Annotated in this window: 19 protein-coding genes; 5 read left to right on the forward strand and 14 right to left on the reverse strand. The window is 43.7% G+C overall.

The genetic code is table 11. The annotated features are described in order from the left end of the window. Window positions 1-89 precede the first annotated feature (89 nt). Window positions 90-3,881 (reverse strand): anti-phage defense-associated sirtuin Dsr1, encoded by a 3,792-nt coding sequence (gene dsr1 / locus ACZ5QV_RS08495; RefSeq protein ID WP_464599413.1) that lies wholly within the window; start codon window positions 3,879-3,881, stop codon window positions 90-92. Beyond that, on the reverse strand, window positions 3,881-4,045 hold the full coding sequence (locus tag ACZ5QV_RS08500) for a hypothetical protein (RefSeq protein ID WP_464599414.1): 165 nt from the start codon (window positions 4,043-4,045) through the stop codon (window positions 3,881-3,883). Before ACZ5QV_RS08500 ends, dsr1 begins: the two co-directional genes overlap by 1 nt. A gap of 645 nt (window positions 4,046-4,690) precedes the next feature. Here ACZ5QV_RS08500 and ACZ5QV_RS08505 point away from each other — a divergent pair. Next, window positions 4,691-5,866, forward strand: coding sequence for an AAA family ATPase (locus tag ACZ5QV_RS08505; protein WP_464599415.1), 1,176 nt, complete (start codon window positions 4,691-4,693; stop codon window positions 5,864-5,866). 277 nt (window positions 5,867-6,143) lie between these two features. Further along, the gene (locus tag ACZ5QV_RS08510) at window positions 6,144-8,609 is read left to right on the forward strand and encodes an SUMF1/EgtB/PvdO family nonheme iron enzyme (RefSeq protein ID WP_464599416.1); all 2,466 of its coding nucleotides are present in this window, start codon (window positions 6,144-6,146) and stop codon (window positions 8,607-8,609) included. 105 nt (window positions 8,610-8,714) lie between these two features. Here ACZ5QV_RS08510 and ACZ5QV_RS08515 read toward each other — a convergent pair whose 3' ends face one another. The 10 genes from ACZ5QV_RS08515 to ACZ5QV_RS08560 all read right to left on the reverse strand — a co-directional run bounded on the left by ACZ5QV_RS08515 (window position 8,715) and on the right by ACZ5QV_RS08560 (window position 17,939). Further along, the gene (locus tag ACZ5QV_RS08515; RefSeq protein ID WP_464599417.1) at window positions 8,715-9,707 is read right to left on the reverse strand and encodes a radical SAM protein; all 993 of its coding nucleotides are present in this window, start codon (window positions 9,705-9,707) and stop codon (window positions 8,715-8,717) included. A 172-nt stretch (window positions 9,708-9,879) separates the two neighbouring features. Further along, a complete protein-coding gene (gene rpl12p / locus ACZ5QV_RS08520; RefSeq protein ID WP_464599418.1) occupies window positions 9,880-10,182 on the reverse strand; it encodes a 50S ribosomal protein P1 in 303 nt (100 codons plus the stop codon). A 35-nt stretch (window positions 10,183-10,217) separates the two neighbouring features. Beyond that, entirely contained in the window at window positions 10,218-11,246 is a 1,029-nt protein-coding gene (locus ACZ5QV_RS08525) for a 50S ribosomal protein L10 (protein ID WP_464599419.1), read from the reverse strand. A 1-nt stretch (window position 11,247) separates the two neighbouring features. Further along, window positions 11,248-11,889, reverse strand: coding sequence for a 50S ribosomal protein L1 (locus ACZ5QV_RS08530; protein ID WP_464599420.1), 642 nt, complete (start codon window positions 11,887-11,889; stop codon window positions 11,248-11,250). Between the two features lie 257 nt (window positions 11,890-12,146). Beyond that, window positions 12,147-12,632 carry a 50S ribosomal protein L11 gene (locus ACZ5QV_RS08535; protein WP_464599421.1) on the reverse strand — a complete coding sequence of 162 codons (486 nt, stop codon included), beginning with the start codon at window positions 12,630-12,632 and terminating at the stop codon, window positions 12,147-12,149. Between the two features lie 463 nt (window positions 12,633-13,095). Beyond that, the gene (locus tag ACZ5QV_RS08540) at window positions 13,096-13,557 is read right to left on the reverse strand and encodes a transcription elongation factor Spt5 (RefSeq protein WP_464599422.1); all 462 of its coding nucleotides are present in this window, start codon (window positions 13,555-13,557) and stop codon (window positions 13,096-13,098) included. Further along, window positions 13,554-13,757, reverse strand: coding sequence for a protein translocase SEC61 complex subunit gamma (locus ACZ5QV_RS08545; protein ID WP_464599423.1), 204 nt, complete (start codon window positions 13,755-13,757; stop codon window positions 13,554-13,556). The genes ACZ5QV_RS08540 and ACZ5QV_RS08545 overlap by 4 nt, the downstream gene beginning before the upstream one ends. A 555-nt stretch (window positions 13,758-14,312) precedes the next feature. Then, on the reverse strand, window positions 14,313-15,437 hold the full coding sequence (gene ftsZ / locus ACZ5QV_RS08550; RefSeq protein ID WP_464599424.1) for a cell division protein FtsZ: 1,125 nt from the start codon (window positions 15,435-15,437) through the stop codon (window positions 14,313-14,315). A 415-nt stretch (window positions 15,438-15,852) separates the two neighbouring features. Next, a complete protein-coding gene (locus ACZ5QV_RS08555) occupies window positions 15,853-16,443 on the reverse strand; it encodes an endonuclease dU (RefSeq protein ID WP_464599425.1) in 591 nt (196 codons plus the stop codon). A 200-nt stretch (window positions 16,444-16,643) separates the two neighbouring features. Further along, window positions 16,644-17,939 (reverse strand): proteasome-activating nucleotidase, encoded by a 1,296-nt coding sequence (locus ACZ5QV_RS08560; protein ID WP_464599426.1) that lies wholly within the window; start codon window positions 17,937-17,939, stop codon window positions 16,644-16,646. A gap of 57 nt (window positions 17,940-17,996) precedes the next feature. Between ACZ5QV_RS08560 and ACZ5QV_RS08565 the strand changes: the two genes are divergently transcribed. Next, window positions 17,997-18,482, forward strand: coding sequence for a multiprotein bridging factor aMBF1 (locus ACZ5QV_RS08565; protein ID WP_464599427.1), 486 nt, complete (start codon window positions 17,997-17,999; stop codon window positions 18,480-18,482). A gap of 207 nt (window positions 18,483-18,689) precedes the next feature. Here ACZ5QV_RS08565 and ACZ5QV_RS08570 read toward each other — a convergent pair whose 3' ends face one another. Continuing rightward, window positions 18,690-19,532, reverse strand: coding sequence for a TatD family hydrolase (locus ACZ5QV_RS08570; protein ID WP_464599428.1), 843 nt, complete (start codon window positions 19,530-19,532; stop codon window positions 18,690-18,692). Between the two features lie 336 nt (window positions 19,533-19,868). Between ACZ5QV_RS08570 and ACZ5QV_RS08575 the strand changes: the two genes are divergently transcribed. Next, window positions 19,869-20,897, forward strand: a complete 1,029-nt coding sequence (locus ACZ5QV_RS08575) for an isocitrate/isopropylmalate dehydrogenase family protein (RefSeq protein ID WP_464599429.1) — start codon at window positions 19,869-19,871, stop codon at window positions 20,895-20,897. Window positions 20,898-21,067: 170 nt separating this feature from the next. Here the strand turns inward: ACZ5QV_RS08575 and ACZ5QV_RS08580 are convergent, their stop codons facing one another. Then, a complete protein-coding gene (locus tag ACZ5QV_RS08580) occupies window positions 21,068-22,378 on the reverse strand; it encodes a homocitrate synthase/isopropylmalate synthase family protein (protein ID WP_464599430.1) in 1,311 nt (436 codons plus the stop codon). Window positions 22,379-23,476: 1,098 nt separating this feature from the next. Between ACZ5QV_RS08580 and ACZ5QV_RS08585 the strand changes: the two genes are divergently transcribed. Then, window positions 23,477-25,141, forward strand: a complete 1,665-nt coding sequence (locus ACZ5QV_RS08585; protein WP_464599431.1) for an IS1634 family transposase — start codon at window positions 23,477-23,479, stop codon at window positions 25,139-25,141. Window positions 25,142-25,149: the final 8 nt, after the last annotated feature.

Here is a 25,149-nt window from a genome sequence, read left to right on the forward strand (position 1 = left end):
ATCCCTTGCAAAAACCAATACGGTCCTGAATTGAATTCCATCTTACCCACAGAAAACGGCGAAGAGCCTATAAAATTTCCATTTTATTTTTAAATATCATGCCTCCTAGCTAAAGTAGTTAAGCGAACAAAACGAGGATCACTGATAAGTTGCTGATTCTTTTGTTCAATGACATCCAAGCATTTCTGGAAATCTCCTGAAAGCCAATGTGCATCATCGCTAACAACCAAATCCAAAAAGTTGAGCGCTTCTTTCGAAAACTTCGTACAAATCTGATTTTTATCCATGCGATCAAATAGAATCTGTGGACTTTGCGATGGCTTTATCCAGGACTCCAATTTTTGTAATGCTTCTGGAAATGATTCATCAGCAGCCAAACACAATAGTGCAAAACTTTCTGATATTATAGGTGTTATTAGACTGATGTCCTTTGGCCAAATAGAGTGAAGATATGGAATCAAGCGATTATCCCAGTATTCACCCCGACGGTCCTGTGCACTTACAAGAGCAGTTACTAATGTTTGAGCTGTTCTTTCGAGTCCTTCTTTTGGTAAACATTTAGTCGCATTGGACAATTCTTCAGTTGTAAAAATGTCGCCAGGATCAAGAGCTACATATGTCAAAAAAGCTGCGAACTGCCCTGCATGCTTGCCGAGTTCCTGATAGTGCTTTGCTCCCTCCAAAAGAGGTTCCTTTATATCTTCCAGAAGCGGCCGGTACAAGCGTGGAGACCACAAAAAGCCTTCCCAGACCACAGGAGCCTCAGTTAATAAACTCCAGTCAAACAAAGGCAGAAGGTATTCCTTAGTCCAATTCGGATCTATTCTGTAAAGTGATATAACATGTGAAGCCAGTAAGACTCGGCCATGCCTAAATTTGTTTATTTGTATGTTGCATAAATCCATAAAAGTAATTTTGAGTCCTTCTGGTAAGGATTGATCATTTTCTAATTTCCGATACCACCATTTTAGCAGTGCATCTGTTACGATGCCCACAGGCTGGTTAATGGCCCGCATAACAGGATCATCCGAATTCTCTTCATCTGGGTAATCTTGTTCAAGAATGCGATGGCAAAGATTAAAGTAAATTTCGTCATGGCATTCAAAAGTCTTGGCAATTGCCCGTAGCCACCAACTAAGCTCATGAGCGAGTGATTGTATTATCTCATTTGAAGCATTGTTTAGAATGGGGGCCAGTTTGTTCCAAGATTTATTGTTATTAGGTTCATTTTTAGTATCGTCTTCTGACCAAACCAAAAGTGCCTGTTTCCAACGTCCAATAATCCATATATCTTTTTTAGATAGCTCACACAGAGCACAAGATGTATTAGAGAAGTCATTGCGACAACGCTGCCTCCAGTCATCTTCTTCCCAATGATCAGGAGTTTCGTGTTCCTTGAGCCATTCAATCAGTCCCGAGCAGTCTTGTGGTGTGAGAGATAATTTATGCCAATCATCACTGCTCCCTATCCAGGATGAAAACTCGTCTCTCTCGTCTTCGGCCAGTGTCCAATTTGGAGATTCTTGATTCAATTTATCCAATTTGGCATTGGCTCGCTCACCCCATTCCCCACCAGCCGCCTGAAATTTTGCAAGACGCAACCATACCATCCGATTAATAATACGTTCCCACTTTTCATCCTCAAAGTCTGCTTTGAACATCTCATGTGGTGGTCCTACCAGAATAGCCCGCTCCAGTTCAGAAACCTCTGAAGAAACCAGTTTTGGTGCCAAAGAGACTAATAGGCGTATTGCCTCGCGTCGTGTCTCTATTGACCACAGCCACCAGCAATTATCTCCCAGTAACCAGTCAAGTGCCTGCCGCTGTGAAATCACTTCATCATGTGAAGCAGCAAATAAAGCTAAACGCTTAAACACTGGATAAGATTGTTGCCACCAGCCTTCAGCGGCATATCTAGCCTTTTTAGAATCACTTTGCGCAGTTGCCAGCCATGCATCTCTGGTAAGTTTAATCAGAGCCGTCCAATCATAATGATTGCTATTTTGAGGGTGTTCGCTGATGGAAGGTTGATATACATAAGACGAATCTCTTTTGTCATTCGCATCGCCTAATTCCCGTACCAAATCCAATGCATCACGCAACAACAAAGTGAAATCTTGCAAAAGGTCTGGCAAAACTTTCTGGTAATTCTGATCTTTTGACCAATCATCTATCAAAGAATGCACTTCATCACTTTGTAATACAAGGTCCCAGTTAACTAAATCTTTAATATGAACTGGCTCTGATGGGATATGCGCATTCTCAACTAAATGAGAAGATGCTCTCAAGACTACCCGAGGTGCCAGATTTTCACGCAGTTCCATACGCAAAAAAAATGTCAGCCCATTTCTTTTGATACGGTTTACACAATTATGTAAACTATAGGTTGAGTGTAATTTAATCCGTCCAGCCATAAAGATCTCCCATAGAGATCTCATTGGTGGGCTGGGAATGGCATTTGGTGCATCTGCAATGATACTATTAATTTCATCCTGTTCCCCGTTTGCAAGACGATCTAATTTATCTAATCGATTACAAATTTGATGGACGAATCTTTCATGCAAACGATCACCGTAACTAGCAAGCCAAATAATTAGTTTAGGATCACCAAGATGTCGAGTGAGCCAACGAGACAAGTGAAAAATTACATCGTCACGGGTGCAATATTGTGCTCCATTATCAACAATGCACATCCACGATGAATGTGTATATGGTGCTGGACGGTGAAATATACTGAAACGTAAATCCTTATCTTCAACGCTGTTAGCAGTAACCCCAAAACGTGATAAATCTCGATGTTCAAACTGCTTCTCTGAGAGCGGCCCCAACCATTCTAATGGGGGGACGGGATTCAGATTGGCAAAGTGTTTCGCTGCCAAATCATCTGTTAGTGCCCAGAGTACTCTACCGACTGCATAATCTGTTCGTGATGAAGTCAGTGGTGGGGTGCTTGCATGCTGTGAGATTATCATCTCTTTTCCCTGCACACCGTCGTGGTAGGTATCAGCCCACTCTTTTAGAGTCCTGTGAAGTGCAGAGTGATCATGCGTGCCAGCAGGCACCTCATAGAGCAGTGGGATGACACCTTTCGCTTCCCATTCAATCTTTGCCTGTTCTCGTACTCCATTCTGATAACTTGCAAAGGCAAAGGCTTCAGGCCGGGTTTCACCAAGTAATTCATCTGCTGCAAGTGCATCCATCATGTAGCGCAAGACCGGATCGTTGATCCCATATCCAATAAAGCAAACTATGTAATGTCGAAACAGCTCGGTTATAAAACGAGATGCCCATCGTTCAGTGAGGTAGGCCAGACCAAAATCCCCGCTAGTTAAAACAAGCCGATTAAGTTCAGTTTCATCAAGAGAATCAGGTAACAACCCGTGAAGATACACAATTCCATCCCAACGGCTTTTTTTGGGAATGGGTAAAAAAGGTGCAGAATAACTTGTAATGTCTAATTTGTCTTTTGTAATTACATGTTGAAAAAGTCTGTCAAAGTTAGTTGTAACTAGCCGGACTTTACCCTTGCGATTAGTAGCTAATTGAATCAGGGCTTTGTGTGTTATTGTAGAGTCATCTTCAATCTGTGATAGAGTGAGAACAGTATTTAATGCTGTTCTTACCGCAATACGCTTTCCGGGGTGACGTCGTTCCAATAGATCTAATGTTGTGTCAAACTGTTTTTTGTTATAAGTTTGCTGTTCTGTGGGAGTGGGCGTAGTGCCAAGGTTTTCATATATATTATCAACTAAACCTTTGAAACCGGGAAGGCCCGCAGGGTAGGAAATTCCGGCACCACAAAAAAAGACGATTCTTCCTTCTTCTTGTGCTTCTAATAGATTTTCAGGGATGTCAGGGCCATTGGCGACGAAGGCAGGCATCAGAGCGTCACTACTCCTTTTACCAAGTCCTGGATGAAGATTTTTCCTATAATACCGTCTTCAAATTCCTGAGACTCATTTTTGAGCAGAACACCGCACAGGCTATCATCAAAATCTACTTCAATGGATTCTATTACTTCAACGTGCCCAAATTGAGTCAACATATGATTTTCCTTCCATTATATACTATATTTTTAGACTTATATTTTTACTTTTAACGGTTTAATTGAACGTACTCACTGAATAAAATCTTTTTTATATGAATTGTCCCAAAATTACTCCAAATTTTTAATTAATATTACAACCTGAATGAAAAATATAAGTTCTAAAATATATTCTTTTTAGATCCTTGCTTTCCCCACAGATATTTTTTTTGATTATTGATTCTTAGGTTCTACACGTTTTCACAAGCAAGCGACCTATTAAATCAACATCTTTGAAACCTTGGCCAGAGTTGATAACTTCTCTTTTTACCTTCTCATGCTTTTCGGATAGTTTTTTCCTCCTTCAACCAACCTTCTGACAAAAATATCCATGTTGACAATCTTCTCATAAATTCTTCTGGCGTCTCGTTTTTTTGTGTGGTTAAACCTCACAAATTTAGAAACGTATTTAATAAAGCGGCCAGTGTTCCGAGGTTCATATTCACCCGCATGTACCTTATCTGATCGGGCTAGCTGAAGTGGAATACAGGGTTAATTATTGGGCCGCATGTTGTTTATAGTCATAATCAACTAATAAATAATTAGTCGAAATAAACTAATAAATTCTTAGTTAAATCTAAATGCATTCAAATTTAACTATAATATATGGCCGAAAAAGTGTTCATGGTTGGTGGAGAAACCGAGCCTCCGTATTTTATCGGAAGGGAGCTAGAAATTAAAAAGCTGACACTGGATATTCTGGAAGAGGCCCAGATCAGTGTAATCTTTGGCCCGCGCAGAATAGGAAAAACAACTCTCCTCAAAAACTTCAAATCGGCCGTGGAAAAAGAAATCCTTTTTGTCCCGGTCAACTGCCGGGAAATGACCGATCTTTCCGATTTTTTCAGGGTAACGACTCAGGCCCTGGTAGAAGCCCACGCAGAAAAACACAGTATTAAAGGCCTCGCTCAAAAATTTGCCGGAATTTTCAGGGATAAAATCACGGTAGCTTCCGGCTCTCTTGCAGAAATCGGAGGCAGCATAGAACATGTTGGAAACGTTTACCTCAAATTCAGGGACAACGAAATAGAGGAAAAAGACCTGATTCCGGAAACCTTTGACTTCATTGAAAGCTTCTCTCAGGAAAAAAAAGAGCCCTTAATAATCGCTTTTGACGAATTTCAGGAACTCCGCCGGTTTAACGGCAGCATCTTCAATACGGTGAAAAGCCGGATGTACATGCCTCCTGAAGTCAGATACATTTTTTCAGGCTCATCCATATCCTTCATGCAAAAGGTTTTCTTAAAGCCTGATTCCCCTCTCTACCTCACGGCCGTCAAAACCGAACTCAAACCGATAAAGGAAGATGATCTTAAAAAATATATCAAAAGCCGGCTCGCAACAAAGCATATAGATATCTCGGAACATGCCCTTGAAAATATCCAGGAGCTGACCGGAGGCTTCCCCTTTTACTTCCAGAAATTAGGAGCCCTGCTCTACCAGGACGCTCTCCTTGAAGAAAAAACCCGAATTAAAGCTAAAGACGTGGAAAGAGTTTTTGCCGCAATGCTTGAAGAATTCGACAGCGAATTCGAGGCCCGCTACCTAAACTTCAGCGATCAACAAAGAAAGGTTTTGAGATCTCTCTCCTCAGAAAAACAAAAGCGTCTCAGCCAGATAGCTCTCGACATGAACACGCCGGCCTCATCCCTTACCACATCCATGCGGGGCCTTTATGGAACAATGACCGTCAGGAGGCCGGAAGGAGGTTTGTATGAGATCACGGATAATGTTTTCAGGCTCTGGGTAAAGAGGAATATTCTGGGGCCGGGGGCGGAATAAGTTATTAGTTGTATTTAAATATAGTCAAATTTAACTAGTTTTTACACTTATAATTTTCCTTTTGCATGATGGTTTTTGAACAGGGTTGAAGAATGGGCCGTAAATACCAGTTTACGGCTCTCGTGTTTTTCAGGAAATTTCAATATATATTTATACAGCTTGAATTAATATATTAAGTAGTGTTGACATTCCTAAAGACCTAAGGTGTATATTACATTCCGCATTAATTCATGTGGGACCTGTTCAGGAAATTGATTGAAAATGGAGCTAAATTCTTTTGGTAGATGAGAAGTCGAACTTGACGTCGAAATATTTTAACGACGTTGCAACTGGTAAAGATTCACTTGGATTCAAACCTTACGTCGAGGCTATCGCAGAGTTTCTTACTGACGAGGATACGCTAGCTCCGATCACTCTTTCTATTGAAGGCCAGTGGGGTTGCGGTAAATCTTCTTTCATGAAACAATTGAGTGATAAAATCGAGGAAGGGAATGGCCCCGAATCAACACGAAAAAAATATTTCACAGTATGGTTCAACTGCTGGAGATATGAAAAAGAAGACGAGTTATGGGCTGCTTTTGCACTTAATTTTATGGATGAGTTATCGAAACAGCTTTCATGGAAACCTCTACAACATTCAAGACTTGAATTATTTTACTTAAGGTATAAACTTAAACTTAAAAGTAATTTTCTAATTTTTGTTCATTTTTATTGGAGCATTCTTTCTTTCGTTCTTGTTTTTTTATTTTTGTCTCTGATTATTACTTATGTTTTGCATTATCTGGGAATGCCTTTACCTTTCTTTATAGAGAATAAAGTAATCGAAAACTTCGCTAATGTTGTTCTGATTTTAACTCCACTTGTGGGTCTCATGAATTATTTTTCTACCGAAAAGTGGTTTATAGATTTGTTTAGAGACCCTTTTGGTCTGAAAAAACTTGAGTCAAATACGAATTACAAAGAACGTATCCCTTTCAGAGAGCATTTTCATTCCGATTTCAACCAAATAATCAAGTCCTATGTAGGGGATTCGAAAGTCTATGTTTTTATTGATGACCTCGATCGGTGTGAAGTCCCAAAAGCTGCTGAACTCATGCAGGCGTTAAACCTCATGATCTCGGATAAATCTAATGTTTATTTTTCCATAGGCATGGACAGAAAAGTTATTTCTGCGGGGCTTGCTGCAAGGAATGAAAATATTCTTCCGTATTTGGGTGTGGACGGACTTAAATACGGTTATGATTTCATTGAAAAATTTATCCAGCTCCCTTTTAAAGTGCCAAGTCCCACAAATGAAGATTTTAAGAAACTTCTAAACCCTCAACATGAACAGGAAAGTTCCTCCAAAGCCTCTGACCTATCTGTGAATTCATCGAGTAATCTTAAAGCTCCTCACTCCAGTTCACAGTCTGATAAAGAAAACGACCAATCAGAACCTATCAGAAGTATCAAATCTGAGGAAACAATCCCTGATGGACCTCCAGAGGAAGAAACAGAAGTTCCGGAGCCGTTAGAAAATGATTCTGATTGTGAAGACCCAAAAGAACTTGATAACATTCTGGAAATGATTGTTCCCGCTCTTGATAGAAACCCTCGTCGTATGAAGCAGTTCATTAATCTGTTCCGTTTTCAGAGAACTATAGGAAAAAGAACGGGTCTTTTTTCTTATGATACGAACACGGATAATGAGTATATGTGGAATTGTAAAAAACTTGCAAAATTCGTGGCAATAAGCATGAAGTGGCCCTCTCTGATTTCAGATCTTGGTTCAGACCTAACACTTCTTGACCAGTTACAGGATTACGCATTGAAGTCATTGAAGCCAGAAAATGAAAATGAAAAACTGGAGAAGTGGACCAAAGATGAAAGGTTGACGAATTTATTGAGATATGGCTGTGTGGAAGAAGGTAACCCCTCAGAAAATAAAGCCGAATATATCTTTTCAGGTCTTGATTTTAGCAAGTTGTTGCAGATTTCACCTGTGGTTGTAAATCCTGATACCGGACTTTCACCTATTAATGTAGGTGGAATAGAGTTCATGCCAATCCCTGCAGGAAATTTCATGATGGGGTCACCTAAAGATGAAGAAGCTGTATATTATTCTGAAGGTTCTGTACATAATGTAACCATTAAAAATCCTTTTTACCTTGGTAAATACCCGGTTACTCAGAAGCAGTGGGAAAACGTTATGGGTAGTAATCCTTCCATTTTAGAAGGAGATGATCGGCCTGTAGAAAATATTTCCTGGAATGACGTTCAGGACTTCATCAAAAAACTCAATGGAATGGAAGGTACTCATAAGTACCGTTTGCCTTCCGAAGCTGAATGGGAATATGCCTGCAGGGCAGGTACAACCACCAGATATTCCTTTGGTGATGATGAGTCAAAACTTGAGGACTATGCCTGGTATAGCGGTTATGAGACACTTGAAGAATGGAATGAGGATAAAGATTATATTAAAAATAAAGGTACTCACCCAGTTGGCCAGAAGAAACCCAATCCCTGGAACCTCTATGATATGCACGGTAATGTCTGGGAATGGGTTCAGGACAAATATCATGATAATTATGAAGGTGCTCCTTCTGATGGTAGTGTATGGGAAGATGGCAATAGCTCCGACCGTGTGTTCCGGGGCGGCGACTGGGACAGCAACGCTAGGGGCTGCCGGTCGGCGGCCCGCAGCAGGGACGACCCCAGGGAGCGCAACTTCAACGTTGGCTTCCGTCTTCTGAGGAAATTGTAACTACTTTCTACTTTACCACTTTACTACTGCCGTGGATGCAGGTAATTCTTTGGCGAAGCCCGATGGCCCAAAGCGTGCGAAGCCGCCGGGCCTAATACCCTGCTTTCACATCCACTCATAACACATCAAAACTTCAGGCTTAAAATTCTGCATCAGACTGTTTTCCGCATACCCGAAAAAAAGGCACCCCTCACAGTTCTTGACAAGTTCCTCCCGCCGGCCTGCCGATTCTTTCCAGACCATTTCAAACCCGTCCCTCATCACATTTCCGAGCGGCTCGTGCTGCACCCGGCAGGCCTCGGCCGTTCCGTCGTGGGTGACGTTTATTATAACCCCGCTGGCCCGACATTTATAATTCATGTCCCTGTCCCTGACCATGCGCAGGTAGGTCTTGGAGTTGATAATCGGATAGCCCTCTTTTTTCATTTCGATTATTCTGTTAACGACCCTTCTAAACTTTTCTTTGTCCCGGATTCCGAATTCGTTCCAGGTCTCGTCATCTATCCCCGTAAATTCGTGCACGGGCTCAAAGGAGATTTTAACGCCCATCTCCTTTGCAAGTTCTATCAGGCCCTCGATGTCGTCCAGGTTTTTTCCGCTGAGGACGCAGTTCATGAGGATGGGGTTTTTCTTCTTCTGCTCTTGCCGGACATCCCGGGCCTTCTTTATGCCTTTCAGCAGGGTTTCGAATTTCATCTTCCGGATTTCTTCATAGTTCTTGATTCCATCCACGGAAACCGAGAGGAAGTCCACATCCTTCAGCTCCTCAGCTCTTTTGTAAAGGAGTTTGCCGTTTGTGACCATCGAGGTAATCATACCCAGTTTTTTGGCATGGGCCATGATTTCGGGCAGGTCCTTTCTGAGGAGAGGTTCCGTGGTCCAGGCGTTGTAGACTCCGATGCCAAAAGCTCTGGCATCCTCCAGAAGCTTAAAAACCTCTTCTTGAGCTGGATCTGGGCCTGTTTCCTTCCAGTATTCACAGAAACTGCAACGCATATTGCAGCGGGCGTTCACTCCGTGGGAGAGGACAAAAGGGCGTTTTTTAACTCGGATTTGCCAGAGGGCTCTGGCCGCGAGGAGGGGGTCGAATCGGGACATGATGATCTTTACCCTGTTTTTTCTGCGGTCGTTTATACCCGTCGGTCTGGAGGTTCAGAAACGACCATAAGGTGAAAAAAAGGTTGATATATATGAGTATAAGAATTTTCAACAAGTTGTCATAATCAAAAAAAAAGGTTGTCCGCCCTGAGGCAGACAAAAGGAATCAAATTTATCCGAAAAGGGCGCCGAGACCGGCCATGCCTTCTTCTTCGTTGTCTTCCTCTTCCTCTTCTTCGACAACTGCTTCTGCTGCTGCTTCAGCGGGTGCTGCTGCGGCTGCTGCTGCGGGGGCTGCGAATGCTGCCTGTGCGATGGCTTCTTCGATGTCCACGCCATCAAGGGCTGAGATGAGGGCTTTTACTCTGGATTCGTTAACTTCGGTACCTGCTGCCACAAGGACTGCAGTGATCGCTTCTTCTGTGAGGGCTTTACCTGCGTTGTGCAATAAGAGTGCTGCGTATATGTATTCCATTTTGATCACCTAAATTAATTGTAAATGTAAAATGATTATCCGAAAAGGGCTCCAAGACCGGCCATGCCGTCTTCTTCGGATTCTTCCTCTTCTTCTACTTCTTCTTCCTTCTCTTCAACTGCTGCGGATGTGACTGCGGCTGCGCTTGCGGCTGCGGCTCCGAGAAGAACTTCTCTTAGCTCGTCGTCCACTGCATCTGCGTTCCTGTCAGCGGCTGTGGATGCAACTGAAGTCATCTCTCCGTGGGCCTTTGCCAGCAAAATGTCCATGACTCCCGGTTCAAGCACAACAGCATTGACACCCAGGTTCTTTGCTTCCGCAAAGGCTTTTGCCAGCAGAGTGCTGATTGTTGCAGTAGTCGGGTAGGCTGCGTTGACAGATAAGTTGAAAGCGTTCTGAGTTGCCCTGATGATGTCTGCAACGTATTTGCTTTCATCGACTGCGAGGACATCAGGCTGATAAATTGTCCCGGTTTCGTAGACCGCTCTTAAGTCCAGTCCCACTATGAGGGGGTAGATCTCAAGCTTGGACAGCATCGTGGCAAGCTTTTGAGGGACTACTTCGCCTTCCTTACAGACAACCTTTGTATCCTTGACCGCGACTTTCCCTGCCTCAATTATGGCAGGAATTCCTGCGCTCTGGAATTCACCCAGGATAGGGCCTGGCGGGAAACTGGTCGGGCCTTTCTTAACAATGATGTCGAGAGGGGCAATTGCGCCTCCTTTTATTGGAGAAGGCGTCTTTGTACCTTCAAGCAACTTGTAAAGCTTGAAAGGGTTTTCATTTGTGAAGATAAGGGCCGTCTGCTTGTCAATGAAATCCTTCATTTCGGGGATTTCTTCTCCGAGTTCATCCAGAGCACGCTCGACGAGAGAGTTTCTGGAAACCTTGAGCACGGCAACGTCTTTTAAGTTTCTCCGCATCTTCTGGATCTGGGAGGCAAGGATTCCTTCAATCCCCACCATTCCGAAAATATTGTGTGTCCGGATGAGTTCTTTAATATTTTCGATTTCATCCGTTTTCCACTGCGGGACGTGCTTGGTGTGATGCTCATCTTCTACCATCTTACACCACCCTCTCGGATTTGCCCATGGTTGTAGTGACATATATGGACTTCAGGTTTTGCCTACCCTTCTCGAGGGCGCGTTCTACCCTGGTCACAATAGTCTCAACATTCTCGGCCAGAGCTTCAGGGTCCATGTCTCTTCTGCCTACGGAGACATGGAAGGTCAGCTTGTCCTTTGACCTGAGCTTGATTGCGCTCTGCTTGCTCTGAATCAGCTCGTTTATGTCCTTGTTTGGAAGAAGCGGAATCGGCATTTTACCTCTGGGTCCGAGGACAATACCGAGCTTCTTACCGATAATCGGCATGAACTGAGTTTCTGCAATAAAAATGTCACATTCATTTGCAAGGGTTCTGGCTTTTGCTTTATCCTCAGTCAGTTCCTCTAATTCTTCTTCAGAAATAACGTATGCAGCACCGGCATCCCTTGCCTTAAGCCCAACGTCACCTTTTGCAAATACGCCGATTTTCAGTGTCTTTCCAAGTCCTCTTGGAAGAATCACTTCTTCATCGACTCTGTTCTTTGGTTGGTTCATGTCAAGGTTCTTTAAGTTAATCGCCATATCCACGCTTTCAGAGAATTTGCGCGCAGGCGACTCCTCAATTACTTTCTTGACAGCTTCCAGTATAGATTTTTCCACCATTGTATTCCTCCCCGTAGTGTTGAACATTCTCGTTCAAGCAGCTGTTTCAGCTTACTACGGTTGGTTGAAAGCCACAGCTCCGACTTTACCGGATAGTTTTTTTAGCTCATTCAGCAGTATGGCCTCAACATCACGCATTTGAGTATAATGTCTGGCAATATGCCGTCAAAGGTTTCTGAGCTATTCTGTAGTATTCCATTTAAAACTATTGGTGTAGGGCCGAGCGTGCTCTCTAAAAAATGAAGAGCAAAAAAGGCTTACCACTCTTCATTTGCAAGCGCGTCTTCGAAACTGCCTTCACTGAGTGCTTTCTGGCACTCCTTTGGAGCCATATTTTCGATGGTCACGCCCATGGGTACACAGGTGCCCATTACCTCTTTCATTGTAGCCTTGAGATCGTAAGAAAGGACGCTTTCCTTTTTCATGCGGGCAATCTTTGCTACCTGCTGGATGCTCAGGTTACCCACAACCTCGGAGCCGGAAGTGCCAGACCCTTTTCGAATGCCTGCTTCCTGCATGACCAGCGCGGAAGTCGGGGGAGTTCCCACTTCAATTTCCACACTCTTGTCATCAGCGACGATTATCTTTACAGGAACCTGCATCCCGTTATAATCTCGTGTCTTTTCGTTGATTTTCTCAACTACTTCTTTTATGTTAATCCCGAGGGGTCCCAGTGCTGGGCCTAGAGGGGGTCCAGGGTTTGCTTTTCCTCCCTGGACCAGTGCTTCAACAACACTTGTCATATGAGTCTCACCGCTTTTATTAGTATTAATTGAGTGTGCTACTGTAACGCCAGCAATATAATATCATTGCCAGCTCACGATTCCTCAGGCAGGATGCCCGTGACTTTAGTCGTGGAAGGAATACCGTCAATTTTCAGGCATTCCGTTCCTCGTTTGGATTTCTCCACTCTGCTTTGGAAACGAATTTCCGTAGCAGGTAACGCAGTTTTTAACTGTTCTTCTCTTTTGCTTGCTTCTTTTCCAGTTACACCGGAAATTCCACAAATTCTCAATTTGTGCTACTGCAAAAAGAGAACAGAACTTATATTAATATAATATATTAAGCTAATGTTTGATATTTATTTACAAAGAGGCCAGGGCTTGATTCATCCCCCTGCTAAAGCAATGGGGTTTTCACATTCCTCTGTGCTCCCGGTCCGTAATTATTCCTATAGTTTTTCGGGCACATCGAGTAAGCCGGGGCTCAATCGTTTCTCTCTTTCTTGAGCACCCTTACAGTATCACCACGTAGTGTTATAGGTATCGGTACGACCGCATCGAAGAGTTCAACCGTAATCTCCTCACGCCCTTCGTCAACCCGCTTGACCCGGGCCCTTTCACCCTTGAAGGGGCCTGTGATTACCTCTATTATGTCTCCTTCCTTTATGCCGGTAACTACCGGTTTTGGTTTCAGGAAGTGTTCGATTTCGGCAATATCGGAGCTCCCTTTTATAATGGTCCTTGCATGTGGGATGGCCTGAATTGCCATATCCACAATTCCTGCCTCCGGGGCCTCGACAAGGACATACCCTTTCAATTCTTCAGGGGAAAGAATCGCCCTGATGTCAAGCATCTCCTTTTTCGAAACCCGTGCAAGGGCTTCAGATACCGATTTTTCCTGGTTTGCGGTAGTTTTGATTATGAATATCTTGGAATCTTCACTCATTGGGCCACCCACTGGGGCAACATCGTAAGCAGTACATAAATGATAAAGCCTATGGCCCCTACCGCCAGGATTCCGGCGCCCGCAACTTTGGCAATAGTCAAGAACTCTTCCCTGGACGGTTTCTTTGTTAATTTCAGGACTCTCAGGTGTGCTCTTATCACCTGGCCAATACTTTCTTTGGTTATTTTGGTATTAAACATAGATTCTGCCAAATGATTCACATCCAGGTTTTATTTGATTTATTTTTTATAAATTAATTATATTTTTTGAATTGGATTATTCTCTTAATTTGCTCCCTTCTCTGCTATTCCCATTTCCTCATCTTCTGTTATGGATACAGACTCCCTGGTCTTTTTTCCCTGGGTGGGAGTTTATTACTTAAGGAAAGCTAATTACCGATTAGGAAAGCTGATAACCTATTATTATTTCCTGCTATTTTAAGATATCAGCAAGTCTGGCGTATCTGGCTATTTTAAGGGCTAAATACTCTAATAGATCAGGAGTTCTGAGAAGTGAAACTCTCTGATGCCTTGCAAGAGTTCTTTTCAGGAGCTTCTTTTCAGAGCTTCTTTTGCGGCGTCCTTTGAATGTTTTGATGCCGAATTGTATCGGCACCATACGGCATTTACCATAAAAATAGTTTTCGATTGGACTTTAATCCCTCATTTCTCCCTTAAGGAGAGGAAAACAGTATTTTTCTCGATCAGGGACTTTATCCAATCGTTATTTTTGTCCTTCTGTTATTTTTATCCGGTTTAATCCACGAAATCGATTCCGTATTTGAGTGTGACATTTTTGTCGTTGCCGTGTCCGTAGATCTGTGTGGATGTAACACCTGTTACCACAATCATTGTACGCACGGTCTGTTCGAGATCAGGGTCGATCTGGGCTCCCCAGATCAGGCGGGCGTTGCTGTCGATCCGGTCGTAAACTTCCTGAACCACGCATTCGGCTTCCGATATTGTCATATCAGGTCCGCCTACCACGTTTACAAGGGCTGAAGTCGCACCTGAAATGTCCACATCAAGGAGCGGGCTTCTAAGGGCTTTCTGCACGGATTCCGAAGCTTTGTTGTCTCCATCAGCTTCTCCAAGCCCGATCATTGCGACGCCACCGTTTTGCATAACGGTCCTTATATCTGCAAAGTCGAGGTTGACCAGTCCGGGCTTTGTGATAAGCTCGGTTATACCTTTGACAGCCCTCATCAGGACCTCATCCGCAACCTTGAAAGCGGCCTGTAGTGGGAGATTAGGAACTACCTCTATCAGTTTGTCGTTTGGGACCACAATGACAGTGTCTGCGACATCCCGGAGGCGTTCAAGCCCGGCTTCGGCGTTGGTCCGACGGATCTGTCCTTCCACTCCGAAAGGAAGGGTGACGACCGCAATCGTAAGGGCCCCGGCATCCCTGGCAGCTTCGGCAACAACAGGAGCTGAACCGGTTCCTGTCCCTCCTCCAAGACCTGCGGTGATAAAGACCATGTCCGAGCCTTCAACGATTTTGTTGAGCTCATCCATGCTCTCGATGGCGGCGTCCTCGCCGATCTGGGGAAGGCTGCCTGCCCCAAGTCCTCTTGTTTTCTTTTTTCCGATAAGGATTTTCTTGTTGGCGTGGACATGGAGGAGATGCTGGGCATCGGTGTTCAGGGCCACAAGTTCCGCACCTTCTATTCCTTCTCCCACCATGCGCTGAATGCTGTTTGAACCCCCACCTCCGCAACCCACTACCTTGATCGTTGTCTGCAAGCTTTTCAGGATTTCTTCCAGTTCAGCATTGATATCATCGTTTTGGTCGGAATAATCGGGGGTTAAAAACCCTTCTTTCCTTCCGCGTCCCTCCTGGGCAGAGCGAGCAAGGGCTTCTTCTACTATGGATTTCATACTGTTTTCCTCCAGTCTAGCAAGATGATAAATTTGATACTGAATAGTGTTAAAGAACTATTTAATCATCAGATTATACTGTATCATGTTTAATAGTTTTCCTTCTGATGGTTCCATTTTGATGAACAGTTATCCCCTGGTGTTCGGGTTTCCGGGGAATTAATTCTTTTTTGAGCAGGCAAAGGGTAGATGAGGCAATTCTGGTAGGTCCTCAGGCACTCTTTTCCTTATGAACTCTTTTTTTTTATCGTTTTTTTCAAACATTGTTTATTTTTTTAAATTTAGAGGCCGCTCATTCTATTTTTAACTTTTCCTTTTTGATGAGGATAAACGGGAGGCCCCTTTTTCCTTCTCCTAAACTTTGGTTCCTCCCTTCTTCTACCCCAATTTCCTCTTTACAGGGATGTCTGATTTTTTACGCTTTACCCCTGGATTCTCCTAAAATAATGCCCGTTGCTATCATGTGAGCTACGCGGAGGGGCTCGGGGATATTGCTCCTTGTTGCGGTTAGCCTGACTATTTTTTTTGCACTATCGGATCCTATCCCGGCTTTCTGTATATATATCGGATTTTCGGTTTTTTTAGTAATCACTTCCTCTATCCTGCCAGCTTTTTCTATTACCTTCAGCCTCTCCTCTCCGTCTGTAAAATGTCCGAGGGCCGCCTCGATCTTTTCAAAGTTCGGATATGAGCGCATAATCACGATTACCGGCAAGCCGGTCTCTTTATTGAGCTTTGAGATGTCCACCACGTTGAAGCCCCCGTATGTGACCCCATCGAGCATAATGACTCTAAGCTGTCCGTAGTGTTTGCTCCTTTTTACCATCTTGCAGATAACTTCGGTGGCATCCTTTCCATCCCGGGTGATTTCCGACCGTAGCACCCCGTCCATCCAGTCCCCTCCCCGGAAAACAGTCCCGACTATCATTATCTCTTCCCCGATCAGGAAGGAATCGTCCACGCCAAGGACGCGGATTTCAGGTTTGATGTGAAAATCCAGCTTCACACTTTTCTATATGCGGTAATTGTAAAAATAGTTTGGTTGTTTTTGATGAAGGCAGGGGCCCCCCTCTCGGGTAGGTAAATTATAAAAATAGTCTGTTTGTTTGTTTTTGGGGGTGGGAGGGCCCCCTTCTGCGTAAGCAATAAGCCCCGGAAGGGGCCGTCCCTTCGAGTATGTAAAAAGTTTTTAGGTTTTCTTTCGGTTTACACGAACATTGCTTCCGGCAGAGTCGTCTGTTTCAGTCTCTGGGTCTTCGCAGCCATTGAAACTTTGTCGGTGGCTTCAAGGAAGTCTTCCATCTCCACCGTCTCTTTATCTTTCCGAACCGCAAACATCCCGGCTTCCGTGACAATTGCCTTCAGGTCCGCACCATTCATGTTTTCGGTCATTTTTGCAAGCTTTTTGAAGTCGATGCCTCTGGCAAGGTTCATCTTTCTGGAATGGATTTTCAGGATCTTTTCCCTTGCCTCCTGGTCGGGCATCGGCACATAGACCAGGCGGTCAAACCTGCCCGGCCGCAGGATCGCAGGGTCAAGGACATCCGAACGGTTGGTAGCTGCGATAATCCGGACGTTTTCTCTTTTATCAAAGCCGTCCATCTCAGCCAAGAGTTGCATAAGGGTCCTCTGGACTTCCCTGTCCGCGCCCGTGGTCTCGTTTAACCGTCTGGCTGCAATTGAGTCGAGTTCATCGATAAAAATAATGCTGGGTGCTTTTTTCCTGGCCATTTCAAAGATTTCTCTGACCAGTTTTGAACCGTCCCCTATGTATTTCTGGACAAGTTCCGAACCTACAACCCTTATGAAAGTTGCATTTGTCCGGTGGGCCACCGCTTTTGCAAGCAGGGTCTTTCCAGTTCCGGGTAAACCGTAGAGAAGCACGCCTTTCGGAGGCTCGATCCCCACACGTGAAAAGCGTTCCGGTTCTTTTAATGGAAGTTCCACAGCTTCTTTTAGTTCCTGAATCTGCTCTTCAAGTCCTCCTATCTGTTCGTAATCGATGTCTGTACTTTCAAGCACCTCCATTGCCGCAACTATAGGCTCTTCCGTTGAAGGAAGTACCTCTGCGATAGCAAGGGTGTGCTGGTTCAGGGCAACTTTTGCCCCGGGAGAATGTTTTTTCTCTTCGATGTACTGCGAGACATTGACCAGAAACTGAGGGCCGTTACTGCTTCGGACGATTATCTTGTCGTTTTTTATAACGTCGATAACCGTGCCGATTATAAGTGGCGAAGTTTTCATTCGGTCTAGTTCTGACTGTAACTTTCGAATCTCCCTTTCATATTTGATTTTCTGATTTTCCAGATAGCGCTTCTCGGATTCGATCTGGCTGCATTGCTCTTCCAGAAAATTGTTCCTGCTTTCAAGCTGCCGCATTCGGTCCTGGAGGTCAGATGTGTCCTCCTCCATCCCCGCCGTATCAATCCGATCGTACACCGGCCCGGATTTTATTATGCGGCTGCGCACGTTTCCATCCTTACTCTGGGTACTTTCAGTCATGGAGCTCCGAATAATATTTAAGTTCGTACCGTATATAGCGTTTTCGAAGTGATCAAAATGCAGTGCGAAATATGTGGTGCAGAGATCCCCGGAACGCCTACAACTGTTACAATTGACAATAGTGAACTCCAGGTATGTCCGAGGTGTGCACAATACGGCAAGCCAGTTGACAAGCGAATTCCAATTTCAAGGAAAATCTCTCCCGTGGCCCGGGCAGTACAGAGGCCTGCTAAAAGGCCCCAGAAGAACTTTTTTGATATTTTACAGGATGAACTTGTCGATAACTACGAACAGCTTATCCGGGATGCCCGGGAAGCCAGGGGCTGGTCTCAGGAAGACCTGGCTGAACATATAAAAGAAAAAGCGTCCCTTATAAGAAAGATTGAGAGAACTGATATCGTACCCGAAGATTCCGTGCGTAAAAAGATTGAGCGCATCCTTGAGATCAAGTTGACGGAAAAGACATCTGACTCAGAGCAGGAAGTCACGCGTTTCAAAAAGGATACAACACTTGGAGATATTGTGAAAATCAAAAGAAAATAAGCGCCAAGAGGTCCAGGGAAGAAAAATAAATAGTCTCTGATAGCGTTTAAGGCCTGATAAATCGGTTGAACCGTGTGTCTGAGTGGAGAATGGGAAATGACACTATAAGAGTTTTACCTCTCATCGTTTCCCTTTTTGTCCTTCTCCTTTCTTTTTCTTACCTTTTTTTACTCATTTCCTTAAAATTGTTATTTTTTTCCAATATTGTTACAACTCAATCTCGATTTCATACACTTTTTCGGGGTTTTCCTTGTGGATGGTCCAGAAAGGTTCTTCTCCGTATTCTTCAACAAGTTTCATCGTCCTTCTGGGGATAGTCTTTGGGCCAAGCACCGCTCCGGGGCGGTTCGGGTCATCGATGTAGTCTGTTTCCATCATAAAGCGGGTGCCTTCCTCAATGGCCTTTTCAATAGCTCCCTTGCTTGCAATAACGCCCGGAAATATCCCGAGTTCCTCCGAGACTTTTACCAGGGGCGGGGAATAGTGTTTGACCACTTTATACATTTTGATTCCGGTTTTCCTTGCCCTTTCCGCGATATCCCGGAGTTCCGGCTCTTCCACGTTTTCGGTATGGAGCTGTACCGCGCAGTCCTGCTCCCGTCCAAGCCCGAAGGCATGTTCCATAACCCCGTTTGAGGCCTCCCATATCTCATCCGACACCGGATAGTGGGGCCTTCCGGACTTAATCCCCACCGCAAGGCCCTTTTCCACATAGCCTGCGGCAAGTTCGAGGCCCCCTTTCATAACCCCTGCGGCCTGAGAAAGCTCCATGTATTCCGTAAGCTTCGTGATTTCGGCCGGGTGGACCCCGATCACGGGAAATGCCCCAACTCCCAGTTCCCGGATCTTTGCCGCAAGCTCAACGGTTTCGTCAAAGACGGGCAGGAAGTCCTCGGGTTTTTTAACGGCGATTCCCAGGGTCCAGCTGGGTTTTGAGACCAGGATGATGTGAGTCCCCCCGGCTCTCTGAAAGTCCTTTACAGCTTCAAGCCCCCTGGCTCTCGGGTCTATGTGCATGTGGTTATCGGTAATCGGGATTTTTGCGGGCATTTTTACACCTTCTCGCACTTTTTTCTGTTACACTTTTTCAAAAAGATTTCGTAGGTAATATTATTACCTATAAATAGGAATACATAGCCTGAGTGTCGGAACCAGAAAAATATTCGAATAATACTGTTCAGATTTTTTGAAAATGGTTCCCTTCAGGTTTACCCGTTTCTTCCGTAATTTTGCGGATATCATGGTCAAGTTTTATATTAAATATATTATATTAAACTCGTGAAATTGACCTTAAATCGAAAACGTGATGTTGGTTTTAAATTATACTCGTAAAATTGATCTTATATTGAAAACATGATGCTGATCTTAAATTAAAATGGTGATTATATGAGTAAAACCGCAGCAGTAATTAAAGGCGACGGGGTAGGCCCCGAACTCGTGGACGCAATGTTGAATGTCGTGGAAGCCGCAGACACGGACGTAGAGTTCGTGATGTGCGAGGCCGGAGCAGGCTGGTGGGAAGAAAACGGAGGAAACTCCCTCATCCCTGACGAGACCTGGGATATTCTTGATAATTCCGACGCCAGCTTCAAAGGTCCTACCACAACTCCCGGTAAAGTTGGCTCTCCCAGGAGTGTGGCCGTATCCATCAGGCAGAAATACGACCTTTACGCAAACGTCAGGCCCATAAAGACCTTCCCCGGTACAAGCTCCCCTCTCGGAGATGTGGATACGATCTGTGTCAGGGAAGGAACGGAAGGCCTCTACATAGGAGAGGAAATCAAACTCACCGATGACGTTTACATTGCAATCCGGAAGATTACCCGCACATCCTCAAACAAGATTGCACGTTACGCCTTCGAGGAAGCAAAAAGGAGAGGTTTCGATACCGTTGTTCCCATCCACAAAAGCAACATCCTCAGGCAGACCTGTGGCACCTTCCTCGAAGAGGTCGAAAAGGTCGGGCAGGAATTCCCTGAGATTGAGATCTGGCCCTACCACATCGACAACATCGCAATGCAGATTATCAAGAACCCTCAGCTCTTTGACAAAAAGGTCCTCCTATCCACCAACCTCTTCATGGACGTTATCAGCGAGGAATGTGCAGCTCTTGTAGGCAGCATCGGAATGATATACTCCGCAAATATCGGTGACAATTTTGCTATGTTCGAGCCTGCCCACGGGTCTGCCCCCAAATACGCAGGTCTGGACAAGGTCAACCCTGTTGCAACCGTCCTTGCCGGGGCCTGGATGCTTGACTACCTGGGTGAAAAAGAGAACTCAGAAGCCATCTTCAAGGCCACAGAGCGTGTAATCTCCGAAGGCAAGTACCTCACCTACGACCTCGGAGGAAGCACCAAACTCAGTGAAATGGCCGGAGAAATCGCAAAGTACACGGCTGAAATCCTTAAATAAGGAATATTCCGGATCAAGAGTCTGTAAAAGACCCTGAAAAACAGACCTTGTAAAACAGACCCTGAAAAACAGACCTTGTAAAACAGTTTGTATAATAGAAGGGGAGGGAATTTTAGAGCAGGCCTCAGAAGGGCTTCACTCCTTAATCTCCTTTTCCGATATTTTTATTTTTATTCTTCTGGTTCCGAAACATTTTCTCCTATGGAGAAATCTGCGTCGGGGTGGCCGACCTTGCAGATGGGCTGATGAATGAAGTACTTTTCAACGTAGGCCATGAGTTCTTCGTCTGAGATACACGAAACGCGCTCTTCGTTGTCGTAGAGCCTCTGGATATCCTGCTGGATTTCTTTCAGACGGGGGTCGTCTTTCTCGATTATGGTTTCGACATCGAGCATCTCTTGCAGGGTCTCCTGGATCTTGTGCCGGATTACTTCCATGCCTGAGGAGTCTCCGATAAGAAGGAGCCTCTTTCCGCCTACCAGTTCCGGGGGGTAGGGCTCGTAATTGAAGGGGTTTTTCAGGACGCCTGCAGCATGAATTCCGGATTCGTGGGCAAAGATGTTTTTGCCTATAACGGCCTTGTTTCTGGGGATTCTGATGCCTATCTCTTTTTCCATGAACTTTGAGAAGCGGGTTATGGGTTCGAGGTTGTACTTATCAAAGCCTTCCACTCTGTCCTTAAGGAAGAGGAGGATTTTCTCCAGTTCGGTGTTTCCAGCCCTTTCCCCGATTCCGAGGAAGGTCACACTGCTCCAGTTGGCCCCGTGCCAGTAGCCTGCAATGGTACTGGCTGACCCCATCCCGTAGTCATCATGGACGTGGGTCTCGATGTTTTTGACCCCTATCTTCTTCTTGAGGTGCTCCACCAGTTTCGGGATTCCATAAGGTTCGTCAATTCCCATAAAAGGCATCCCGTAGCCCACGGTATCGCAGACCCTGATGATACAGTTAGGATCGATCTCCATGATCTTTTCGATAAGCGGGAAGACGAAATTATAGTTATCAGCCCTTGTCATGTCTTCCAGGTGGGCCCTTGTCCGGAGCCCGTGGTCCACAGCGTACTGAAGAGCGTCCAGATACTTCTCTTCGGCTTCTTCCCTGCCGGAAAGCCTCATCTTTGAAAAGATGTGTGAATCCGATACCGACATCAAAATCCCGACCTCTTCAAGCCCTTCTACTTCAAGGATTTTATCGATATCTCCTCTTAAGGCCCTTGCCCAGCCCGTGATTTCGGGGCACTCATAACCCCTATCAAACATGAGTTTTACGGCGTCTCTGTCCCGTTTGTTGAAAACAAAGGCTTCCAGTTTTTCAATCCCTATCTCATGCAGGAACTCGTAGATCTGAACTTTGTGTTCTCTGGTGAGGACTATCCCGGGCATCTGGGAACCGTCACGGATAGTACTGTCACTTATAAAAATATCATTTCCATAGGGCAGTTTTAACTTGGGTAGATCATCATATGATTCGTATATCTTCATCAAGTTTCCTCCTCTCTTTTTTTACAACATTGGGCCTGCATTGAGCGTACAGACTTCCACGTTGAGGGGTTTATATTCAATTGAAAAAACTGCATCAGGTGTATCAGGTTAAAAAAATTAATTTATTATAAAACGAGGGTTTTCCCGTTTCTGTGTAAAAATTCCTTTTTTTTCGGACAGGCTGACCTGCCCTTTTATTTTCCATCAGCAGAAGATCTCTTCCTCAAAAACCTGAGCAATTAGGCGAAGGTTTTAGCAGAGGTGGTTAATTTAAGCTTTATAACCATAATCTGGACATGTATATGTGTTTATAGTTAAAATGTCTTTCTTTCAAATTTTTGGAAATGTATTGCAATTTTTTGAAATCGTTTTATCTCGTGTCGCAGAAGACTCCTTCCTCGATGTTTCTAATCGAAGATTAGAAACTCCTGTTAAACCTGCGGTTTAACACGACCGCCGTAGGCGGGCAGGTGGGAGATGAATGCGACAAATTGGTTTAAATTTTAATTATTTGAATAAGTGTTGTCGATCTTGCAGTTAGTCGGACACAGTTCTTTTTAATGGTGACACTTGTAATCGTCGTGTTCCAGTTGATGTCACACAATACTCCGTATCCTTTGGACATTCGACCCCTTACGAATCCTTCTCCTTTTTTAGTTCGTATCTTGTCGAATTTTCTAATTCCGAATATTTTACCAGTTGGTATTGACTTTTCGGATCGTTTGCCTTTGGTTTGCTGGTAATCTCCCTCACTAACGTGTCTTTTGAAATATACCGTATCATCCAGTTGAACATGTTGATTATCAGTGCAGCATATCGCAATTGCATCGTTATAGTGAGTTTTCGGCAGTTTTAGTATTTGTTCTCGTTTGAATTTCGACTCGTAACCAAATGTTTCGTCGAATTTCCAGGATGATTTTTTAACTCAGCTTTCAAAGAAGAGCTATTTTTGCCTTGATTTGCCACAAAAATCAGTGGCAAGGAAGATCCGTTAAAAAAAATATTTGTAAGGCCTAAGTTCTAAATTACATTTAAAAAGCCTATTGTATCTGTTTTTTGAAGAAATATCTTTATATACGTAGAACCTAAATTTATATCATGGTTTTTTTAAAACAGAAAATAATCAACGGTAAAAAATACTGGTATATTATTAAAACTGGCAGAATTGATGGAAAAGTGAAAACTATATTTCAGATATATTTAGGCAATGCCGAAAAAATATTTGAAATGAAAAAACAGAGTGAATCATTGCCCTACATGAAACTGAAATCTTTTGAGTACGGCAAACTTGCCGCACTTCTTCATGTGAATGAAGAGCTTGGATTCGTTGACATAGTGAACAAGCACACTATGAAAAAATCAATCGATGGTTTAAGTGTCGGAGAGTATCTTTTACTTGATATAGTGGGGAAATCTCATGGAGTTTTAAGTGAAAACGGTATTGGGGAATGGTTCAAAAAATCGGCCTTATCTTTTAAGTGGAAATTCCCTCATAAATTAAATTGTCAGAATTTTTTGAATCATATGAATTACATTGATTCCGACACAATGAAAAATATTGAAGACGATTTGTGCCGAGTTCTCATCGAAAAAGGACTAACCCCTTCAGTACTGTTTGTGGATGAATCAAACTGGTTCACTTATGCTACCAATTATGATGAAAAAAGTGAATTGCTTCATAAAGGGTATAACAAAAAGCATCGTAAAGACAAAAATCAGGTATCTGTAGCGCTGGCTGCTAATGATTACAACTTACCTTTTATTCACGAGACATATCCAGGAAATGTGCATGATTCAGAGGAATTTTCAGGTCTGGTTGACAAAATAGTAAACCGTCTAACCGAATTGAATATTTGTTCGGAAGACCTTGTTCTTGTTTTTGATAAGGGAAACAATTCAAAGGACAACATTGAAAAAGCAACTTCAAAGATGAATTTTGTAGGGGCTGTAAAAGCAAATCAGGCAGATGATCTTCTTGAAGTGCCATTATCTAAATATCAATTTTTATATGAAAGCTCAGAAGGCCACAAAATTTATGGCTATCGGACAAAGCATCAGTTTTACGGGACAGAATTTACAACAGTAATTACTTTCAATGAAGGAACTCACAAACTTCAAAAAAGAACTTGTGAGTCAAATATGTCAAAAATAACTGAGAATCTGGAAGACCTACAGAGGAGACTGGAAAGCAACAGAGGAAAAGCAAGAAACAGGAGCAGTGTAGAAAAAGAGGTTGCAGACATTATTATCAAAAAATACAGAAGTATGGTGAAATATGAAATTACTGATGCTCCTGAAGGTAAGAAAAAACCTCAGTTAAAGTTCTGGATTGACGAAGAGAATAAAAATAAGCGCGAAAATTCATTAGGAAAAAATATACTATTTACAGATAAGCACCGTTGGCACACTAAAAAAATTGTGCAAACATACAACAATAAAGGCGCTATAGAGGATGATTTTAAGCTATTGAATGATCACCTGCTTGTCCCTGTGGGACCGGTGTACCACCACAAAGATGAAAATATCAAAGTTCACGTATTTCTGTCTATAATTGGCTTACTTTTCTACAGATATTTAGCCTGGGAGACAAAGAGATATGGTCTTTCTATGAGAAGACTAATTGAAAATTTGTCCGAAATTAGGCTGGCAGTTATCCAGGATAAAGAATCAAACAAGTGTAATATTATTCTGGAAGAGATGAGTACAAAGCAAGCATCATTATTTTCTTTCTTGAACCTGGGTAATTACCTGCCACCCCAATAAAAACGTCA

The sequence above is a fragment of the Methanosarcina baltica genome, from assembly GCF_055394095.1.

What these genes read in the sequence shown, in the direction of transcription:
- dsr1 (WP_464599413.1), bottom strand. Translation starts at nt 3,881, where the DNA reads ATGCCTGCCTTCGTCGCCAATGGCCCTGACATCCCTGAAAATCTATTA.
- ACZ5QV_RS08500 (WP_464599414.1), bottom strand. Translation starts at nt 4,045, where the DNA reads ATGTTGACTCAATTTGGGCACGTTGAAGTAATAGAATCCATTGAAGTA.
- ACZ5QV_RS08505 (WP_464599415.1), top strand. Translation starts at nt 4,691, where the DNA reads ATGGCCGAAAAAGTGTTCATGGTTGGTGGAGAAACCGAGCCTCCGTAT.
- ACZ5QV_RS08515 (WP_464599417.1), bottom strand. Translation starts at nt 9,707, where the DNA reads ATGTCCCGATTCGACCCCCTCCTCGCGGCCAGAGCCCTCTGGCAAATC.
- rpl12p (WP_464599418.1), bottom strand. Translation starts at nt 10,182, where the DNA reads ATGGAATACATATACGCAGCACTCTTATTGCACAACGCAGGTAAAGCC.
- ACZ5QV_RS08525 (WP_464599419.1), bottom strand. Translation starts at nt 11,246, where the DNA reads ATGGTAGAAGATGAGCATCACACCAAGCACGTCCCGCAGTGGAAAACG.
- ACZ5QV_RS08530 (WP_464599420.1), bottom strand. Translation starts at nt 11,889, where the DNA reads ATGGTGGAAAAATCTATACTGGAAGCTGTCAAGAAAGTAATTGAGGAG.
- ACZ5QV_RS08535 (WP_464599421.1), bottom strand. Translation starts at nt 12,632, where the DNA reads ATGACAAGTGTTGTTGAAGCACTGGTCCAGGGAGGAAAAGCAAACCCT.
- ACZ5QV_RS08540 (WP_464599422.1), bottom strand. Translation starts at nt 13,557, where the DNA reads ATGAGTGAAGATTCCAAGATATTCATAATCAAAACTACCGCAAACCAG.
- ACZ5QV_RS08545 (WP_464599423.1), bottom strand. Translation starts at nt 13,757, where the DNA reads ATGTTTAATACCAAAATAACCAAAGAAAGTATTGGCCAGGTGATAAGA.
- ftsZ (WP_464599424.1), bottom strand. Translation starts at nt 15,437, where the DNA reads ATGAAATCCATAGTAGAAGAAGCCCTTGCTCGCTCTGCCCAGGAGGGA.
- ACZ5QV_RS08560 (WP_464599426.1), bottom strand. Translation starts at nt 17,939, where the DNA reads ATGACTGAAAGTACCCAGAGTAAGGATGGAAACGTGCGCAGCCGCATA.
- ACZ5QV_RS08565 (WP_464599427.1), top strand. Translation starts at nt 17,997, where the DNA reads ATGCAGTGCGAAATATGTGGTGCAGAGATCCCCGGAACGCCTACAACT.
- ACZ5QV_RS08570 (WP_464599428.1), bottom strand. Translation starts at nt 19,532, where the DNA reads ATGCCCGCAAAAATCCCGATTACCGATAACCACATGCACATAGACCCG.
- ACZ5QV_RS08575 (WP_464599429.1), top strand. Translation starts at nt 19,869, where the DNA reads ATGAGTAAAACCGCAGCAGTAATTAAAGGCGACGGGGTAGGCCCCGAA.
- ACZ5QV_RS08580 (WP_464599430.1), bottom strand. Translation starts at nt 22,378, where the DNA reads ATGAAGATATACGAATCATATGATGATCTACCCAAGTTAAAACTGCCC.
- ACZ5QV_RS08585 (WP_464599431.1), top strand. Translation starts at nt 23,477, where the DNA reads ATGGTTTTTTTAAAACAGAAAATAATCAACGGTAAAAAATACTGGTAT.